Origin of the sequence: Phycobacter sedimenti (assembly GCF_038148855.1) — a bacterium.
Classification (GTDB): Bacteria; Pseudomonadota; Alphaproteobacteria; order Rhodobacterales; family Rhodobacteraceae; genus Phycobacter; species Phycobacter sedimenti.
Window position 1 is genome coordinate 199,111 of record NZ_JBBVGR010000003.1, and the last position, 18,688, is coordinate 217,798.

Consider the following 18,688-nt stretch of genomic DNA (forward strand, 5'->3'; position numbering starts at 1 on the left):
GGGATTGATTTCCGCTCCAACATTCGGCACACCATGGCGGACAGTTAAAACAAGGCCTGACCATGACCCGCATCGACGCAAAATTCGCTGAACTCAAGGCAACAGGGAAGAAAGCTTTCGTCTCCTATGTCATGGCCGGAGACCCGGATTACGAAACATCGCTCAAGGTCGTCAAAGGGCTGCCAGCAGCGGGCGTGGACATCATCGAGCTGGGCCTGCCCTTTACCGACCCGATGGCGGATGGTCCGACCATTCAGCTGGCCGGCCAACGTGCGCTGGAAGGCGGCATGACGCTGGAACGCACGCTGCAGCTGGCGACCGAGTTCCGCAAGGAAGACGATACCACGCCGATCGTCCTGATGGGCTATTACAACCCGATCTACAATCGTGGTGTCGACACCTTCCTGGCCGATGCCAAGGCCGCCGGAATCGACGGGCTGATCGTCGTGGACCTGCCGCCCGAAGAGGATGAAGAGCTGTGTATTCCAGCGCAGGCGGCAGGATTGAACTTCATCCGCCTCGCAACGCCGACCACAGATGACAAACGCCTTCCGCGCGTCCTGCAAAATACCTCGGGTTTTGTCTATTATGTCTCGATCACCGGCATTACCGGAGCCGCCGAGGCTGAAGCCGGCGACGTTGGACCGGAAGTCGCCCGGATCAAGTCTGCAACCGATCTTCCTGTTATTGTCGGATTTGGGATCAACACTCCCGAAAAGGCGCGCAACATCGCATCCGTGTCTGATGGCGCCGTCGTGGGCAGCGCCATCGTCAGTCAGATCGGATCAGGCAAGAGCGTGGATGAGGTTCTCGCCTTCGTAAAATCCCTGTCTGACGGGGCCCACTCCGCATAAGCCCCTGCGTCACCGATTACAGTATCGCTTCAGGGTGGTCTTCACGCCGTGAGGCCGCATTCAATGCGCGCGCCATGATGGCAATCAGATCACGTTTGCGGGTTGGCTTGGCCACGTGATCCGACATGCCACGCGCGATGTAGCCCTGAACCTGATGCAGCATGGCGTTGGCCGAGATCGCAATGATCGGAGTGGACGCCAAACCGGCCTTTTTCTCGGTTGCCCGGATTTTGCCCGTTGCTGCAACCCCGTCCATCACCGGCATGTTGATATCCATCAGGATTAGATCCGCACCGCCGACCAGCCAAATTTCGTAAAGTTCAGCGCCATCCGGCAGGATCACCAGATCTAGATCGAATTCCTTCAGTTGGTGGCGCAGAACCATCTGGTTGGTGAGGTTGTCCTCGGCCACCAGGATCCGCCAGCGGCGGCTGTGCAGAACATCACTGCTCCAGTCGCTGTCTTCCATGGGTGTCGCGGTGGGAGGCTGCGCCAACTCCAGAATAAGAGACACATGGAATTCGCTACCGTCCCCCTCGGCACTGGTAAATTCGATACCGCCACCCATTTCCTTGCAGATCTGCTGCGCCACGACCAGCCCAAGCCCTGTGCCGCCATGTCGCCTGTTCACGCTTGCCTCAGCCTGGGTGAAGGGGTTGAACAGCTTGCCATGCTGCGTCTCATGGATACCCGTACCGGTGTCCCGCACCCTGAAATCGAGCGCAATGGTCTCTTCATCCAGCGGGGCGGCAGACACGCTGAACGTCACGGCGCCCTCGGTGGTGAACTTCAGAGCATTGGACAACAGGTTGCCAAGCACCTGCCGCAGGCGAGACGGGTCCAGATGGGCCCAGACCTCTCCCTTCACCATGAGATCGCTCAGTACCGTCGTGAAGGACAGGCCCTTTGCCTCGATGCGCGGGCGGAACTCTTCGCACAGGGACATGAAGGTTTCATTCACATTGGTCGGCAGCCACTCCAGTTCAAGCTTGCACGCCTCGATCTTGGACAGGTCGAGAATGTCATTGACGATGGTCAACAGCAGATTGCCACTACGGGTGATCCTGTCGAGGATCTGCACTTGATCGTCTCGCAAACCGCTTTCGGCCAAAGCCTCGGCCATGCCCAGAACCCCATTCAGAGGAGTGCGGATCTCGTGACTCATGACGGCAAGGAAGGCGGATTTTGCATTGTTGGCCGCTTCGGCCTCTTCACGAGCCGACCGTTCACGCTCAAAGGCGGCCTTCATTTCGGCCACTGTGCCCCGCTTTGGGAAAGACGACTTGGGATTGCGTTTCACGGTCAATTTGTCTTGCCTGACTGGCCCCCTGCTCATGCGGGACAGGACCGCACCCGCTGCGGCCGACGCGTCATGGTACCGCCAAACTCCGCCCCTGCTGGGAATCCTACAGATCTTTCTTAATAAATCTAACGTAAAATGTCATTTCAGGACATTTTGTATCGCGATCATTGCGCCACCCCCGCACAATTGGTAAAGATTATTGACCACAGTTAGGGCGAGGATGAACCCGTGCCGGTAATCACCAATATCAATGACTTGAAGCGCATCTATGAACGCCGCGTTCCCCGGATGTTTTTTGACTATGCCGAAAGCGGTAGCTGGACGGAGCAAACCTTCCGCGAGAACAGTTCCGATTTCGAAAAGATCCGCCTGCGGCAGCGCGTGGCCGTCGACATGTCTGGCCGGTCCACCGCAAGCCAGATGATTGGTCAGGATGTCGCCATGCCCGTTGCCCTCGCCCCTGTCGGGCTGACAGGAATGCAGCATGCAGATGGCGAAATTAAAGCCGCCCGTGCCGCGGAGGCCTTTGGCGTGCCCTTTACCCTGTCGACCATGTCGATCAACTCGATCGAGGATGTGGCCGAGGCAACCACCAAACCCTTCTGGTTCCAGCTTTACACCATGAAGGACGAGGATTACGTGCGCCGCCTGATTGAGCGCGCCAAGGCTGCAAAATGTTCTGCCCTGGTGATCACGCTCGATCTGCAGATCCTGGGCCAACGCCACAAGGATCTGAAGAACGGCCTCTCCGCCCCGCCGAAACTAACCCCCAAGACCATTGCAAACCTGATGACCAAATGGGCTTGGGGCATTGAAATGCTGGGGGCGAGGCGCCGCCACTTTGGCAACATTGTCGGTCATGTGGAGGGGATATCAGACGCCTCTTCGCTGGGCGCCTGGACGGCCGAGCAGTTCGACCCCTCGCTGGACTGGGGCAAGATCGAAAAGCTGAAAGAGATGTGGGGTGGCAAGGTGATCCTGAAAGGGATCCTCGACGCCGAAGACGCCAAGATGGCCGCCAAGGTGGGCGCCGATGCCATCACCGTCTCCAACCACGGTGGACGCCAGCTTGATGGTGCGCTCAGCTCGATCCGCATGCTGCCGCAAATCATGGACGCGGTCGGGGATCAGGTCGAAGTGCATCTGGACAGCGGCATCCGTTCGGGCCAGGACGTGTTGAAGGCGCTGGCTCTGGGAGCCAAGGGAACCATGATCGGCCGCGCCTTTGTCTATGGGCTTGGCGCCATGGGGCAAAAGGGCGTCACCACCGCGCTGGAGGTGATCCAGAAGGAACTCGACACCACCATGGCCCTATGCGGCGAGCGGAATGTGAACGAGCTGGGACGCCACAACCTGCTGATCCCCAAGGGGTTCGAAGGCACCTGGCAGGACTGAGGCAGAGCTGTATTTTAGCGCTTTGCATCCCGGGGATTATCGGCTATACGCGCGGCTTCATGCGGGGTGACAGCCTTGGAGGCATCCCGCCCTAACAAATTGGAGAATTCAAATGGCTGGAGAGATTCCTGATCTCGTTTGCCAGGCACGTGCGGGGACGGGCAAGGGCGCCGCTCGCGCAGCGCGTCGCGCTGGTATGGTACCTGGTGTTGTTTTTGGTGGTGACGCTGAGCCGATGGCGATTCAGATCCCCTTCAACGAGCTGTTCAAAAAGCTGAAGGCCGGTCGATTTAAGTCGACCCTGTGGAACCTGAAAGTCGAAGGCCAGGACGACGTGCGCGTCATCTGCCGCGACGTTCAGCGTGACGTGGTCAAGGACCTGCCGACCCACTTCGACCTGATGCGCCTGCGCCGCACCACCAAGATCAACCTGTTCATCCCGGTTGAGTTCACTGGTGAAGACGTGGCCCCCGGAATCAAAAAAGGCGGCATGCTGTCCGTTGTCCGCCCCGAGGTGGAACTGGTTGTGACCGCCGGCGACATCCCGGAAAAGATCACCGTGGACATCTCCGACCTGCAGATTGGTGACACCATCACCATCTCTTCCGTTGAGCTGCCCGGTGGCGCCAAGCCGACCATCGAACGCGACTTCGTGATTGCGAATATCGCAGCCCCCGCCGGTCTGGCCTCCTCGAGCGATGAGGACGAAGACGAAGCGGAAGCCGCGGAAGAATAAGATCCGCGTCAGGCGCAGAATTTTGAACGGAGCCCCTTTGGGCTCCGTTTTCTTTTGGCACCCACGGCCACCACGCCTCTGGATTTTCACTGGCAGAGGGGGCATGTATCCCTCGTCATAGAAAACCGTGATCTGCAAATAGCGAGAGATCCCATGAAACTCTTTGTCGGCCTTGGAAACCCCGGTGCGAAATATGCGCATAACCGGCACAATATCGGCTTCATGGCGCTGGACCGGATCGCCGAGGATCACGGGTTCTCGCCCTGGAAGTCCAAGTTTCAGGGGCAGGTCAGTGAGGGCACCATCGGCGCCATAAAGGTACTGCTGCTGAAACCTCAGACCTTCATGAACAACTCCGGCCAATCGGTAGGAGAGGCGATGCGGTTTTACAAGCTGACCCCTGCGGATGTGACCGTACTGCATGACGAACTGGACCTTGCCCCCGGAAAGGCGCGCGTCAAGCAAGGCGGCGGCCATGCAGGGCACAACGGGCTGCGGTCGATCCATGCGCATATTGGCGCCGACTATGCCCGTGTACGCCTTGGCATTGGCCATCCAGGCCACAAGGATGCCGTCGTGGGCTATGTGCTGCGCGATTTCCCCAAGGCCGATGAGGTCTGGCTCGATGATCTGATGCGCGGCATTTCCGATGGCGCGGCCGCACTGGCCAAAGGCGATGGCGGCAAGTTCATGAACGCGGTCGCCCTGCGCACCGCTCCCCCGCGCAGCTCGACCTCGGCCAAAGACAAACCTGTGAAAGAAGAAAAGCCGGAAAAGGACACGGCAAAAGCCGAGGACACGCGCTCCCCGTTTGAACGCCTGGTGGACAAGTTCCGCTAGGCCGCTTTCCGTTGCGTCTGCTTTGCGCGATACCCTCCTCAAGGCTAGGCTGCCGTCCAAAGGGGAGGAAAGACATGCGCAAGTTCATGCGGATTGCCGGGCGTATCCTGGCCGTTATCGCTGTTGTCGTCGTTGCAGGCGGACTGTGGAAGCGTGAAGAGATCATGCGTCTTTTGGCGGTAAACTCTCTATTTTCTGCGGAAAAGATCGTGCACAACTTTTCCAACATGAATTCCGCTTTCCTGACCCGCCCCGTGCCGCGCGGCGACGGGCCGGTCTCTGCCCTGCCCGAGGGAACAGAGATGACCCTGCCGACCGAAACGAAAGGCTGGATCGATGCGCGTGCCGTGACCTCGCTTTTGGTGCTGAAGGATGGGCAGATCCGCCACGAAAGCTATTACCTTGGAACCGATGAAGACGACCGGCGCATCTCATGGTCGGTGGCAAAGAGCTACCTGTCTGCCCTCTTCGGGATCCTTCTGGAGGAAGGCGCAATCGCCTCCATCGACGATCCGGTCACCAAATATGCGCCACGTCTGAAAGGCAGCGCCTATGACGGGGCCAGCATTCGCAACGTGTTGAACATGGCCAGCGGTGTCACTTTCGACGAGGACTATCTGGACTATGATTCCGACATCAACCGCATGGGCCGCGAGGTGGCCCTTGGCGGCACGCTCGATCAGTTCGCAGCCGATCTGAAAGAGACATTCGCAGCCCCCGGCACCACCTGGCAATATGTCTCGATCGACACCCACGTGATTGGCATGGTCATTCGGGGGGCCACGGGCCGCAGTGTTCCCGAGCTTCTGTCGGAAAAGATCATCGCGCCTTTGGGGCTGGAGCAGTCCCCCTATTACGTGACGGACGGAGAGGAAGTGGCCTTTGTTCTGGGCGGCCTCAACATCACCACGCGGGACTATGCCCGCTTTGGCGTGATGATCGAACAGGACGGAGCATACGGCAGCGAGCAGATCGTGCCAGCCGGTTGGATCACAGCCTCGACCCGCCCCTCGGCCCCCACAGAGGAGGGCAAGATCGGCTATGGCTACCAATGGTGGATCCCGGTCGGTGCACAGGCGGGCGAATTCATGGCGCGCGGCGTCTATGGCCAGTACATCTACATCGACCAGACCCGCAATGTGGTCATCGTCAGCACCGCCGCAGACCGGAAATTCCGCGACAACGGCGTCAACCGCACTAATATCGAAATGTTCAGGAAAATCGCCCGCACGCTATAGCACTACAGGTCCAACGCCATGGAAAAAGAAGAAAGCATCAACGTATTGGGAGGCGCTCTTCAGCCCTGCTCCACCGATCCTTTGACCGGCTTTTTTCGCGATGGCGCCTGCAACACCTGCGCGGCGGATCAGGGCAGCCATACGGTCTGCGCCGTGATGACTGCAGAATTCCTCGCCTATTCGAAATATGTGGGCAACGATCTCAGCACGCCCCGGCCCGAGTTTCGTTTTCCGGGCCTCAAACCGGGAGACAGCTGGTGCCTTTGCGCGGCCCGGTTCCTGCAGGCGGCCGACGAAGGCTGCGCACCGAAGGTCAACCTCGAAGGCACCCATGTTCGTGCGCTCGATCTGGTGCCGCTTTCGATCCTGCGGGCACATGCGGCCCAATAGACCGCCTGCGCGCGCGTACCTCACCCGGTTTTCGTTGACCGCACTGTGAATTCTCCGGTACTGGACGTTATCGCCAGCCCCGGTGCGCGCCACATGCCTGCCTTCGCCAGCCTCATGCAACAACAGCAGAGACAAGCCGAGGGCACCATGACCTATATCGCCATGAACCGTTTCAAGATCAGACCCGGCCGTGAGGCGGATTTCGAATCCATATGGAAGAACCGCGAAAGCCGACTGAACGAGATGAAAGGATTTCGCGAGTTTCGCCTGCTCAAAGGGCCGAAAAGCGAAGACTACAGCCTTTATTCCAGCCATGTGATCTGGGACTGCCAGGACGATTTCGAAGCCTGGACGAAATCAGAACAATTCCGCGCTTCTCATCGCAATGCGCGTGGCACCGAGGGCGAAAGCCCCTTTGTCGGACATCCGCAGTTCGAAGGGTTCGAGACAGTTCTGCAGGAAAGCTGAAAGCACAACAATGCCCATCGCGGCATCGGACAGAGGCGCATCCCAGCGCCTCTTTCTTTATGCGGCCCGGTCTTTATGCGGCACGGTCCTGCCCCAGATCGTTTTCCATCAGGTCTTCAATGAACAGGCTCAATAGCTGCGTGCGGCCGCTGACGCCCGCCTTGCGATAGATCGCGTTACTTTGCGCCTTGACGGTGCCATCCGAGGTCTGACGCAAAGCGGCGATTTCCGACAGGCTCAGGCCTTTCAGCGTAAAAAGCGCAACGTCCCGCTCGGCCGGCGTCAGTTGCCAGGCGGAAAACCGGTCTTCAAGGTGATCCTTGAAGGTGGATTGCAGCAGCCTCAGGCTCTCTTCGGCAAGGCGCACACGCTGCTGGCTGCGCCGGTAGGCGATCCACCCCAGCACAACACCCAACACAAGACCGACCGCCGCCCCGATTTCAATCAGCTCACGCAGCTGCCAGCTGATCGGTCGCGAGCGCACCCCGAGGACGGTCATCGCGATGTCGGAGACAAAGAACAGGGCGCACAGACCCTGAACGATCACCAGGACGGGAAGGAAGTAGCCTGCCTTCATGCGATGGAGGTGCCCATGTCTGCGCGCAGAACCGAATGCCATTCAGTCATCTCCGTCGCCGCTGTCGCCATCTCCATTATCGCCAGAGTCTCCGTGCCCCTCGCCCGCTCCGCCATGTCCGGGACCATTCCCGCCACCGGAACCGCCTCCACCTTGGTTCCCACCGCTGTCGCCGTCGTCCCCATCGTCACTTGCGTCATCATCGGACCCAGCACTGGCACCTCCGCCTGAGCCTGCGCCACCAAAGAGGCTGAACAGCCCGCTGCGGCTGCGGTCTGAGCCCTTGTCTTCAATATAATCGCGAAGGATTTCCCCGGTTCCGGGATTGACGATGATCTCTCGCTCAACCTTGGAGGTGGAAGCAACGATCCTGTGGCGCCCCAGCAGCGTGCGCGTGACAACAATCTCGCCATAGCCCTGACGGCGCAACTGGTCCGTGATGCGATCGGTCAATCGGTCCGCGGCAGCCATGCCCGGAAGCATCAGCAGCAGCACAGACGCAAAGAGGAAATCAGCCATTCTGCGGCGCACGTGCATTGTCCTCCTGGGGATGGGGAATGATAGACCGGATGCCTGACACACAATGCCACTGAACGGCAGAAAAGCTCAACCGCGGTATCAGGCAGAGCATACCGCGGTTGAACCTCAAGAGGCGCGCTCGGGAAATGGAGCAGTGGGACAGATGCTCCAACGGCGCCTCGGACGCGCTTGGGAGGCGCGTTAGGGTTTAGTCGTGACCTTCACCACCGTGGCCGTCACCGCCTTCGCCGCCGTGGCCGTCACCGCCGTGACCTTCACCGCCATGGCCCTCGCCACCGTGACCTTCTCCGCCGTGACCTTCTCCGCCGTGACCTTCTCCGCCGTGACCTTCTCCGCCGTGACCTTCGCCATGATCATCACCATCGTCGCCATGACCATCGTCATCTCCGTCATCAGTCTTGCCATAGGCAGAGGCGTGCTGATGCTCGTTCTGATTCTGGTTCTGGTAGGCGTGCTCATGAGAGTTCCGGTTCTGCGCGCCGGAAGCCGTTTCGGTGGACGCATAGGAGGTCGCCCCAAGGCCGAGGAGGATTGCGGTGGTTGTCAGAAGTACGCGGTTCATCTGGATCATCCTTTTCTTGATCATGTCAGCAGATGCTGCTCATCCGCCTTGACCAAGACTGGGCAGACCGGGTCGGCAAAAACCATTCGACCCGGGTTTAGTTTCCGGGGGTACTGCATTTGGTTTAGCTCGCATAAACTTCGGTTTATGCCGCACAAAAACGAAAAAGAGCCGCAGAAGAGCGGCCCTTTCCCTTTGAATTTAAGTCGAAAAAAGCGACCGATCACTCTTCCAGATCACGCCCTTCCTCGGTGTCGGACATGTCAAATCCAAGGTGGCGCGCCACGGTGAAAATATCCTTGTCGCCGCGGCCACACATGTTCATCACGATGATATGCTCTTTCGGCAGGGTCGGTGCGATCTTCATCACATGGGCCAGCGCATGGCTCGGCTCCAGCGCGGGGATGATTCCCTCAAGCGCGCAGGACAGCTGGAAGGCCTCAAGCGCCTCCTTGTCGGTGATCGAGACATACTGGGCGCGCCCGGTTTCATGCAGCCAGGCGTGTTCGGGGCCGATACCCGGATAGTCGAGCCCAGCAGAGATCGAAAAACCTTCGAGAATCTGCCCATCGTCGTCCTGCAACAGATAGGTCCGGTTGCCATGCAAAACACCCGGGCGCCCGCCGGTCAAAGAGGCGCAGTGCTGCATCGTCTCATCCACGCCCTTGCCGCCGGCCTCGACCCCGATGATGTTCACGCTCTTGTCGTCGAGGAACGGGTGGAACAGCCCCATGGCGTTGGAGCCACCGCCGATGGCCGCAATCACCGTGTCAGGCAGGCGACCTTCGCCTTCCTGCTCCGCCAGCTGCCAGCGGACCTCCTTGCCGATCACCGACTGGAAGTCACGCACCATCGCCGGATAGGGGTGCGGGCCGGCCACGGTGCCGATGCAGTAAAAGGTGTCGCGCACATTGGTTACCCAGTCACGCAGCGCGTCGTTCATCGCATCCTTCAGCGTGCCACGACCCGAGGTCACCGGGATCACCTCAGCCCCCAGAAGACGCATGCGGAAGACGTTCGGCGCCTGGCGTTTGACGTCATGGGCGCCCATGTAGACCACGCATTTCAGGCCAAACTTGGCGCAGACGGTGGCAGTCGCTACGCCGTGCTGACCAGCGCCGGTTTCTGCGATGATCCGTGTCTTTCCCATGCGGCGCGCGAGCAGGATTTGACCCAGCACATTGTTAACCTTGTGGGCGCCAGTGTGGTTCAGCTCGTCCCGCTTCATATAGACCTTGGCACCGCCCAGATGCTCCGTCAGGCGCTCGGCAAAATACAGCGGGCTCGGGCGACCCACGTAATGCTTCCAAAGATCGTCCATCTCGGCCCAGAAGGTCGGGTCGTCCTTGGCGCGGTCGTATTCCTCTTCCAGGCTCAGGATCAGCGGCATCAGCGTTTCACTGACGAAACGGCCACCGAAGATGCCAAAGCGGCCCTTTTCATCGGGTCCGTTCATAAAGCTGTTGATAAGATCTTCGGCCATGATTGTTCCTCTCTGCGCGGCACTGCTCCTGACTATAGCGCGGCTGGCGACGGGTAAAGAGAACAACGCGGAAAACCTGCGGCCCGCGTTGTTCGGAAAGGTTCAGCCGCGGGCGGTATGGGCGGCCGAGACAAAAGCGGCGATCTTGCCTGCATCCTTTTGCCCCGGCGCGCTTTCGACGCCCGAAGAGACATCGACCTGACGTGCGCCGGTCATTCGGATCGCCTCGCCCACGTTTTCAGGGGTCAGGCCACCAGCCAGCATCCAGGGTTTGCGCCAGTACTTGCGCGAGGCCAGAAGGCGCCAGTCAAAGGCAAGCCCGTTGCCGCCGGGCAGGTCGGCCCCTTTGGGAGGTTTGGCGTCGATCAAAAGCTGGTCCGCCACTTCGGAGTAGATATCGATCTGAGCCAGATCCGCAGCCTCTGCCACGCCGATGGCCTTCATCACCGGCAGGCCATAACGGGATTTCACCTCAGCCACCCGCGCCGGGCTTTCACTGCCATGAAGCTGCAGCATGTCGAGCGGCACAGCGTCAATCAGCGCATCAAGTTCTGCATTATCGGCATTCACGGTCAGCGCCACCTTGCACAGGCCCACGGGCGCATGGCCAGCAAGGCTTGCGGCGGTTTCAAGCGAAACATTGCGCGGCGATTTGGGAAAAAACACAAATCCCGCGTAGGCTGCGCCAGCTTGCGCCACGCAGTCCACGTCCTGCGGCGTCGTGAGGCCGCAGACCTTTACCCGGATATCAGAGGACATCGGATCAGACCGTATCGTCCAGCAGAGCCAAAACCTCGTCCTTGCCTTCGTGCTTTTGCTTTTTCAGCTTCTGCACTTCGCGGGACAGTTTCTTGACCTCACGGCTATGCTGGCCCGCCTCGCGGCGGTGCTTGTGCTCACGCAGCCATTCCCAGATGAAACCAACCACCAGACCGACGGCGATTCCGCCGAGAACGACCACGAACAGAGGCAGGGTGATGGACGGGTTCCATCCCACCAGCTCCGCCAAGGCCGTCGGCATCAGCTTCAGCTCCACTGCAGAGCGGTTCGCAAGGCAGACCGAGACCAGAATGATCCCCAGCGTGCCCAGGATGGCATAACGAATATAGCGCATTTAGGCCTTTCCGTTCAGACGGTCCCTCAAGAGCTTTCCGGTCTTGAAGAACGGTACATGTTTTTCCTCAACATGGACCGTTTCGCCGGTACGGGGATTGCGACCAACCCGCGCATCCCGCTTTTTCACCGAAAAGGCGCCAAAGCCGCGCAATTCAACCCGGTCGCCCCGGGCCATCGCGTTGGTCACTTCCTCGAATACCGTGTTCACGATCCTTTCGACGTCCCGCTGATACAGGTGCGGGTTTTCGTCTGCAATCTTCTGAATCAGTTCAGAGCGGATCATCCTTCCTGCCCTCCCAAGCCAACGCAATCCTCTGCCAAAGTGCCCCCGACTATAACAAGGAAATCGGCGCTCCGGGAACCGGAAGAGGCACGGCCAATCTCCTTATATTCGAAGTTTGCCTGAAAATGCCATGTAAAACCAGAGATTTGCTGCCTCATGCGGCGATGCCCATAGCGATGAGTGGTATTTTTCACATTCCCCTAAGCCCGCCATCATTTGATTCGCAGCGCCCTGCAGGCCTCAGCAACACCAGCACCTGTCAGGCACGGGCACCGATGTGAAACGAAAAACGGCCCCGCCAAAGGCAGGGCCGTTCCTGGAATGTCAGTTCCAAAGACGAAGCGATCAGTCGCCAGTCTTCAGAGCGGCGCCGAGGATGTCGCCCAGCGATGCACCGGAGTCCGAGGAGCCATACTGTTCCACGGCTTCTTTTTCTTCGGCGATCTCGCGTGCCTTGATCGACAGGCCCAGACGGCGGGTCTTGCTGTCGACGTTGGTGACGCGCACATCGATCTTGTCACCGACCGAGAAACGCTCGGGGCGCTGATCGGCACGGTCACGCGACAGGTCGGAGCGGCGGATGAAGGACTTCATGCCTTCGTATTCCACTTCGATGCCACCGTCTTCGATGGCGGTCACTTCGACGGTCACGATCGAGCCACGCTTCACGCCGCCCACGGCTTCGGCGAACTTGTCGCCACCCAGGGCTTTGATCGAGAGGGAGATACGCTCTTTCTCGACGTCCACTTCGGAGACAACGGCCGAAACCATGTCGCCTTTGCGGTAGTTCTGGATCGCATCTTCGCCACGCTCGTCCCAGCTGAGGTCCGAGAGGTGAACCATGCCGTCGATGTCGCCTTCGAGGCCGATGAACAGACCGAATTCGGTGATGTTCTTGACTTCGCCTTCGACCTCGGTGCCCTCGGGGTGAGTCTCGGCAAAGAGCTCCCAGGGGTTGCGCATGGTCTGCTTGAGGCCCAGGGACACGCGACGCTTGGCGCCGTCGATTTCCAGAACCATGACGTCGACTTCCTGAGAAGTGGAGACGATCTTGCCGGGGTGAACGTTCTTCTTGGTCCAGGACATCTCGGAGACGTGGACCAGACCTTCGACACCGGGCTCCAGCTCAACAAATGCACCGTAATCGGTGATGTTGGTGACGCGGCCCTTGTGCACCGAACCCAGCGGGAACTTGGCACCGACCAGATCCCACGGATCTTCCTGCAGCTGCTTCATGCCGAGGGAGATACGGTGGGTGTCCTTGTTGATCTTGATGACCTGAACCTTGACGGTTTCGCCGATCGACAGGATCTCGGAGGGGTGGTTCACACGGCGCCATGCCATGTCGGTGACGTGCAGCAGGCCGTCAACGCCGCCGAGGTCAACAAACGCACCGTATTCGGTGATGTTCTTGACCACGCCGTCAACCGCATCGCCTTCGGACAGTTTGCCGATGACTTCTGCACGCTGTTCGGCACGCGATTCTTCCAGGATGGCGCGACGCGACACAACGATGTTGCCACGGCGACGGTCCATTTTCAGGATCTGGAAGGGCTGTTTCAGACCCATCAGCGGGCCTGCGTCACGCACGGGGCGCACGTCAACCTGGGAGCCGGGCAGGAAGGCCACGGCGCCGCCGAGATCGACGGTGAAGCCACCTTTGACGCGGCCAAAGATCGCGCCTTCGACGCGGGCATCGTCTGCGTATGCTTTTTCCAGGCGGTCCCATGCTTCTTCGCGGCGGGCCATCTCGCGGGAGATGACGGCTTCGCCACGGGCGTTTTCGGCGGCGCGCAGGAAGACTTCCACGTCGTCGCCAACAGCGATTTCAGGGGCTTCGCCGGGATTTGCGAATTCTTTCAGATCAACGCGGCCTTCCATTTTGTAGCCGACGTCGATGATGGCCTGGCCTGCTTCAATTGCGATGACCTTGCCTTTGACAACGGAACCCTCGTCCGGGGTATCCATTTCGAAGCTTTCGTTCAGGAGGGCTTCGAATTCCTCCATCGATGTGTTCTGAGCCATGTGGTCTCGGATTTCCTTTTCATATCGTATTTTACTGGCCATGCGGTTGTCTCCGCCGGTCTGAATGGGTTGGTCGGGCCGAGATCACGCAATTGGACGCTCTGGAGCAAACAAACACAAAGGGCCGGAGGTTGCCCCGACCCTGCTCAGAGTGTCTTTCGTGCGTTTTCGCATCTCTGTCGACAGGCGCCGTATAGGCGGTTTGAGCCTTGCTGGCAAGGGGAAAGGGACTCTTTCCGCGGGGCGGCAAGGACTCGCCCTCTCCTATCATACAAACAGAAAAACGGGCAGCTGGATCCCCTGCCGCCCGCATCGTTTGATCAACGAGAAGTGACTTCAGTCGATTTCAGTGACCAGCGCCTCTTTGGACTTGCGCACTTTCTTGAGTGGCAGCAGCCAGTCCCCCTCTTCCGCGCGGTAGCCCAGCGGCAGGATCACCACGGACTTGAGGCCCTTGTCGGTCAGGCCCAGTATCTCGTCGAACTTGGCCGGGTCAAACCCTTCCATCGGGGTGCAATCCACCTCCAGCTCGGCGGCCGCAATCATTGCAAAGCCAAGCGCGATATAGGCCTGGCGGGCAGCGTGCTCAAAGTTCACCTGGCTGTCGCGCGGCAGATAGGCCGCCTTCAGGTTCTCGTAGTAGGTGGTCAGCAGCTCGGAGGTGCCCCCGCGCTCGTTGGCCATCTGCTCGACAACGGCATCGATCCGCTCGGCCGTATAGTTGTCCCATGCGGCAAAGACCAGCAGGTGCGAGCCGTCGGTCAACTGCGCCTGGTTCCACGCATGAGGCTGCAATCTGGCGCGCAGCTCCTTGTTGCGAATCACAAACAGCTCAAACGGCTGCACACCGCTTGAGGTGGGGGCAAGGCGCACAGCTTCGATGATCTGGGCAACCTTGTCTTCAGGCACCGATTTTGCGGGGTCCATTTTCTTGGTGGCATAACGCCAGTTCAGTTTATCCAGCATTGCAGCAATCCTTCCAGCAAGAGGAGAGTTCTTTGCCATCGCCTAAATCAAACTGAACGGTTTAGTTCAAGTCCAGATCAGAACGGTGGAGATGATTTACGCAGCGTACAAAGCCTTCCCACAGCGAACAGACGGGGCCAAGCCCGCCCCATAGCGAAAAGGGGCACAGCCAACGTGCAGGCGCGCAGGCTTCTGCCGTCCCCTCGGCAGACAACAGACTCAGTCTTGTTTTTCCTTGATTGCGCCGATGGCCGCTGCGATGGCAGCTTCGATGCTCAGATCGCTGGTGTCGATCAGAACCGCATCTTCTGCCGGCTTCAATGGAGCCTCGGCGCGATTCATGTCGCGCTCATCCCGCGCTTTGACTTCGGCCAGAACGGTCTCGAAATCGCTGTCCGAGCCGCCCTCGCGCAACTCCAGATGACGCCGCTTGGCACGTACCTCGGCACTGGCGGTCACGAAAAGCTTCACCTCGGCGTCCGGGCAGATCACCGTGCCAATATCACGCCCATCCAGCACCGCGCCCCCTGCCCTACGGGCAAAACTGCGCTGGAAATCGACCAAGGCCTCACGGACCTCGCCGATCACGGCCACCTTTGATGCTGCCTGAGCAACCTCGGCCGTGCGCAGCCCCTCGACCTGCAGGTCCTCTGCCACCAGGGCCTGAGCGGCATCGATGGGTTTTTCACCGGCCAGCACCTTGGCCCCGACAGCGCGGTACAGAAGCCCGGTATCAAGGTGAGCAAAGCCAAAATGCGCCGCGACGGCCTTGGAAATCGTCCCCTTCCCGGCCGCGGCGGGTCCGTCGATTGCAATGGTGAAACGCGTGGTCATCCGAAGAGCTTCTCCAAAAGATCATTCATGGGTGAACTTGGCGCCCAGCGCGGTCATCAAAGGCTCAAAGATCGGGAAGGACGTGGCAATGGGGCCGCCATCGTCCACGGAGACGGCGTTCTGCGCCGCCATGCCCATGACCATGAACGACATGGCAATACGGTGATCAAGGAAGCTTTCGCAGGTGCCGCCGCCGGGCACACCTTCGGGGCCAAGACCCGTCACTGCCCACCAGTCTTCGCCCTCGCGCACAGCAACGCCATTGGCGCGCAGACCACGCGCCATGGCGTCGATCCGGTCGCTTTCCTTCACCCGCAGTTCCTTGACGCCCGCCATCATGGTTTCGCCCGAGGCGAATGCGGCAACCACCGACAGCACGGGATATTCGTCGATCATCGAGGCAGCGCGCTCGGGTGGTACCTCGATGCCCTTCATGTCGGGCGAGTATTTCGCGCGCAGGTCGGCCACGGGTTCGCCGCCCTCGATTCGCTCGTTCTCATAGGTCAGATCCGCGCCCATCTCGCGCAGTGTTGTGAACAGACCCGCGCGGGTCGGGTTGAGGCCAATGCCCGGCACCAGCACGTCCGATCCAGGCGTGATCAAAGCCGCACAGACCGGGAAGGCCGCCGAAGAGGGATCGCGCGGCACCGCAATCACCTGCGGTTTCAATTCGGGCCGTCCGGTGAGGGTAATGACGCGACCCTCGTCCGTTTCTTCGGTGGAGATCTCGGCGCCAAAACCTTCGAGCATGCGCTCGGTGTGATCGCGGGTGGCCTCCTGTTCGATCACCACGGTTTTGCCCGGCGCATTGAGGCCCGCCAGCAGCACGGCCGATTTGACCTGCGCCGAAGACACCGGCACCACGTAGCGCACCGGCACGGGATCAGCAGCCCCGACAATGGTCATCGGCAGCCGTCCCCCCGAACGCCCCACCGCCTGCGCGCCAAAAAGGGCCAAGGGGTCCGTCACCCGCGCCATCGGGCGCTTGTTCAGGCTGGCATCGCCAGTGAAGGTCACGGTGATCGGGGACGTCGCCATCGTGCCCATGATCAGCCGCACACCGGTCCCGGAGTTGCCGCAGTCGATCACGTTGTCCGGCTCGGCAAAACCGCCGACACCGACGCCGAATACCGACCAGTTGCCACCGCCATGGTTCACCACCTCGGCGCCAAAGGCCTGCATCGCCTTGGCGGTGTCCAGAACATCCTCACCTTCCAAGAGCCCCGAGATTTTCGTCTCGCCCACGGCCATGGCGCCAAGGATAAGAGAGCGATGCGAGATGGACTTGTCACCCGGCACCTCGGCCACGCCCGTCAGCGCGTCCGCACGGTGAGAGGTCATCGGGATGGGCGTGCCGTGTCCGGACATGTGGCTTTCCTTCGTCAGAGTATCGCTGTCCGCGTCCTGCGCAGACATGTTTCCGCTATCGGTAACGAATTGGCGCCGAGCGGTCCAGCGTAGATCAGCCCGATATCACCCCTTGCGGCGGAAGGTCAGATAATGGGGCGTGCGCCCTTCGCGCAGGGCCTTTTGTTCATAGCGGGTGGAGATCCAGTCCTCCCAAGGCTCGCGCCAGTCGGCGGGACGTTCGGCCAGCCATTCGAACCCGGCCTTTGGCACCTCTTCCAGCGTCTGGCGCACATAGTCGGGGATGTCCGTGGCAACGCGGAAGATCGCGCCAGGTTTCAGGCAACGGGCCAGAGGCTCCAGATGCTCCTGCGTCACGAACCGGCGGCGGTGATGGCGTTTCTTGGGCCAGGGATCGGGGTACAACAGGAAGGCGCGCGCGATCGACGCCTCGGGCAGCACATCCATCAGGTCGCGCGCATCGCCCGGATGCACGGCGATATTATCTGCGCCCGCCTTGCGGATCTTGCCCAGCAGCATGGCAACGCCATTGATGAAGGGCTCGGCGCCAATGATCCCCACATCCGGGTTGCTGGCGGCCTGATGCACCAGATGTTCACCGCCACCAAAACCGACCTCAAGCCAGACATCACGCCCACCAAAGAGCGCATCGAGGTCCAGTGGCGCACGGTCCGGATTCTCGTCCCAGCCTACGGCACCTGGGCTGAGCGCGCCCAGATCTTCCTCCAGATAGCGGCGCTGGCTGTCCTTCAGGGTCTTGCCGCTGAATCGGCCATAGAAGTTCCGCCAGGGCGCACCGCTGGCGTGTTTCTCGGCCGCATCGGTCCGCGCCGGGTGCACGGCAGAGGGTGATTTCTTGTCATCGGACATCGGGCGGGCCTTTTCATTGCCTGGGACTACGCGCCCCGTGGATCGGGACCAGTTGGAATGCTGCGCGCCCATCTGCCGCAAGCTGCCGCGCAGGTCAAGGCGACTGACTCCTAAGGCACCTTCTCCCGGAGTACGCCAGCCGCCACCAGACGAAGGCGAGAGGGATACCATTCATCATCGGGGCGCACCCGCAGGGTTTCGATCGCAAAGGCAGGCTCCACGCCGCGCGACACCAGGTAGGTCAGCTGTTCGTAGATCTCTTCCTGGGTGTCCTGATAAATCCACGACCCGAACTCGAAAGGGGTCGCCCAGTCCTCGGAATCGCGCCACTCGCGATAGTAGCTTTGAACCGCATCGGGCGCCCAGCTGCGCTGGTGAAACCCGATCTTGGAGCCAAGACGCATGCGACGCCGTTCCCCGGCAAGGAAGATGTCGACGCAGGCACTGACGCATTCACCCTCTACCGTTGTATTCAACCCGTGATCCATAATGATCCACGCAATCTCGGCCCCCGCGTAGACACTGCCACCACTGCTGTTGAGCTGCACCTCGGTAACCTGGGGATTGTCCGCCAGAACGTTGCGGAAGATGTCTATGTCCTCAGGGGTGATCTCGGCCAACGCTCCGGAGATATCGGTCTCCGTGTCAAAGATCAGAACTTCTCCATGGATTCGGAACTTCTGCGGCAGGGGGGCCTTGGCCATTGCAACAAAAGGCATCACGGCCAAAAACGGGAGCAGGAACAGGCGCTTCATGGTGTCGGGCAATCCTTCATGCGAGAGGCGGTGCTGCCGCCAGACTAGTCGGGCCTTCGCGTTCGGCTCAACCCTGCATCTATTG

Annotated in this window: 21 protein-coding genes; 7 read left to right on the top strand and 14 right to left on the bottom strand. The window is 60.3% G+C overall.

Going from position 1 to position 18,688, the window contains the following annotated elements; translation table 11 throughout:
* Positions 1-62: 62 nt before the first annotated feature.
* A complete protein-coding gene (gene trpA, locus AADA15_RS06650; protein WP_341640763.1) occupies positions 63-854 on the top strand; it encodes a tryptophan synthase subunit alpha in 792 nt (263 codons plus the stop codon).
* Between the two features lie 16 nt (positions 855-870).
* Here the strand turns inward: trpA and AADA15_RS06655 are convergent, their stop codons facing one another.
* Entirely contained in the window at positions 871-2,154 is a 1,284-nt protein-coding gene (locus AADA15_RS06655) for an ATP-binding protein (protein WP_341640764.1), read from the bottom strand.
* Between the two features lie 231 nt (positions 2,155-2,385).
* Between AADA15_RS06655 and AADA15_RS06660 the strand changes: the two genes are divergently transcribed.
* The 6 genes from AADA15_RS06660 to hmuQ all read left to right on the top strand — a co-directional run bounded on the left by AADA15_RS06660 (position 2,386) and on the right by hmuQ (position 7,224).
* Positions 2,386-3,552 carry an alpha-hydroxy acid oxidase gene (locus tag AADA15_RS06660; RefSeq protein ID WP_341640765.1) on the top strand — a complete coding sequence of 389 codons (1,167 nt, stop codon included), beginning with the start codon at positions 2,386-2,388 and terminating at the stop codon, positions 3,550-3,552.
* A 112-nt stretch (positions 3,553-3,664) separates the two neighbouring features.
* Complete coding sequence (locus tag AADA15_RS06665) at positions 3,665-4,288, top strand: 50S ribosomal protein L25/general stress protein Ctc (RefSeq protein WP_341640766.1); 624 nt, start codon at positions 3,665-3,667, stop codon at positions 4,286-4,288.
* Positions 4,289-4,441: 153 nt separating this feature from the next.
* Positions 4,442-5,128 (top strand): aminoacyl-tRNA hydrolase, encoded by a 687-nt coding sequence (pth, locus tag AADA15_RS06670; RefSeq protein WP_341640767.1) that lies wholly within the window; start codon positions 4,442-4,444, stop codon positions 5,126-5,128.
* A 74-nt stretch (positions 5,129-5,202) separates the two neighbouring features.
* Entirely contained in the window at positions 5,203-6,366 is a 1,164-nt protein-coding gene (locus AADA15_RS06675) for a serine hydrolase domain-containing protein (protein ID WP_341640768.1), read from the top strand.
* A gap of 18 nt (positions 6,367-6,384) precedes the next feature.
* The gene (locus AADA15_RS06680; protein WP_341640769.1) at positions 6,385-6,756 is read left to right on the top strand and encodes a DUF2237 family protein; all 372 of its coding nucleotides are present in this window, start codon (positions 6,385-6,387) and stop codon (positions 6,754-6,756) included.
* Positions 6,757-6,903: 147 nt separating this feature from the next.
* On the top strand, positions 6,904-7,224 hold the full coding sequence (gene hmuQ, locus AADA15_RS06685) for a heme-degrading protein HmuQ (protein ID WP_341640770.1): 321 nt from the start codon (positions 6,904-6,906) through the stop codon (positions 7,222-7,224).
* 73 nt (positions 7,225-7,297) lie between these two features.
* Here the strand turns inward: hmuQ and AADA15_RS06690 are convergent, their stop codons facing one another.
* The 13 genes from AADA15_RS06690 to AADA15_RS06750 form a co-directional block, all read right to left on the bottom strand.
* The gene (locus AADA15_RS06690; RefSeq protein ID WP_341640771.1) at positions 7,298-7,843 is read right to left on the bottom strand and encodes a helix-turn-helix transcriptional regulator; all 546 of its coding nucleotides are present in this window, start codon (positions 7,841-7,843) and stop codon (positions 7,298-7,300) included.
* Complete coding sequence (locus tag AADA15_RS06695) at positions 7,844-8,332, bottom strand: hypothetical protein (protein ID WP_341640772.1); 489 nt, start codon at positions 8,330-8,332, stop codon at positions 7,844-7,846.
* Between the two features lie 196 nt (positions 8,333-8,528).
* A complete protein-coding gene (locus AADA15_RS06700; RefSeq protein WP_341640773.1) occupies positions 8,529-8,903 on the bottom strand; it encodes a hypothetical protein in 375 nt (124 codons plus the stop codon).
* A 223-nt stretch (positions 8,904-9,126) separates the two neighbouring features.
* Positions 9,127-10,386 carry a tryptophan synthase subunit beta gene (trpB, locus tag AADA15_RS06705; RefSeq protein ID WP_341640774.1) on the bottom strand — a complete coding sequence of 420 codons (1,260 nt, stop codon included), beginning with the start codon at positions 10,384-10,386 and terminating at the stop codon, positions 9,127-9,129.
* A 102-nt stretch (positions 10,387-10,488) separates the two neighbouring features.
* On the bottom strand, positions 10,489-11,145 hold the full coding sequence (locus tag AADA15_RS06710; RefSeq protein ID WP_341640775.1) for a phosphoribosylanthranilate isomerase: 657 nt from the start codon (positions 11,143-11,145) through the stop codon (positions 10,489-10,491).
* 4 nt (positions 11,146-11,149) lie between these two features.
* Positions 11,150-11,500, bottom strand: a complete 351-nt coding sequence (locus AADA15_RS06715) for a lipopolysaccharide assembly protein LapA domain-containing protein (protein ID WP_341640776.1) — start codon at positions 11,498-11,500, stop codon at positions 11,150-11,152.
* Positions 11,501-11,785 (bottom strand): integration host factor subunit beta, encoded by a 285-nt coding sequence (gene ihfB, locus AADA15_RS06720; protein ID WP_192964471.1) that lies wholly within the window; start codon positions 11,783-11,785, stop codon positions 11,501-11,503. It lies immediately after the preceding gene.
* Positions 11,786-12,130: 345 nt separating this feature from the next.
* Positions 12,131-13,852 carry a 30S ribosomal protein S1 gene (rpsA, locus tag AADA15_RS06725; protein ID WP_341640777.1) on the bottom strand — a complete coding sequence of 574 codons (1,722 nt, stop codon included), beginning with the start codon at positions 13,850-13,852 and terminating at the stop codon, positions 12,131-12,133.
* 294 nt (positions 13,853-14,146) lie between these two features.
* Positions 14,147-14,776 carry an NAD(P)H-dependent oxidoreductase gene (locus tag AADA15_RS06730; protein ID WP_341640778.1) on the bottom strand — a complete coding sequence of 210 codons (630 nt, stop codon included), beginning with the start codon at positions 14,774-14,776 and terminating at the stop codon, positions 14,147-14,149.
* Between the two features lie 219 nt (positions 14,777-14,995).
* Complete coding sequence (cmk, locus tag AADA15_RS06735; RefSeq protein WP_341640779.1) at positions 14,996-15,610, bottom strand: (d)CMP kinase; 615 nt, start codon at positions 15,608-15,610, stop codon at positions 14,996-14,998.
* 21 nt (positions 15,611-15,631) lie between these two features.
* Entirely contained in the window at positions 15,632-16,978 is a 1,347-nt protein-coding gene (aroA, locus tag AADA15_RS06740; RefSeq protein ID WP_341640780.1) for a 3-phosphoshikimate 1-carboxyvinyltransferase, read from the bottom strand.
* 105 nt (positions 16,979-17,083) lie between these two features.
* Positions 17,084-17,848 (bottom strand): tRNA (guanine(46)-N(7))-methyltransferase TrmB, encoded by a 765-nt coding sequence (trmB, locus tag AADA15_RS06745; protein ID WP_341640781.1) that lies wholly within the window; start codon positions 17,846-17,848, stop codon positions 17,084-17,086.
* A gap of 110 nt (positions 17,849-17,958) precedes the next feature.
* Entirely contained in the window at positions 17,959-18,603 is a 645-nt protein-coding gene (locus AADA15_RS06750) for a COG3904 family protein (RefSeq protein ID WP_341640782.1), read from the bottom strand.
* Between the last annotated feature and the right edge of the window lie 85 nt (positions 18,604-18,688).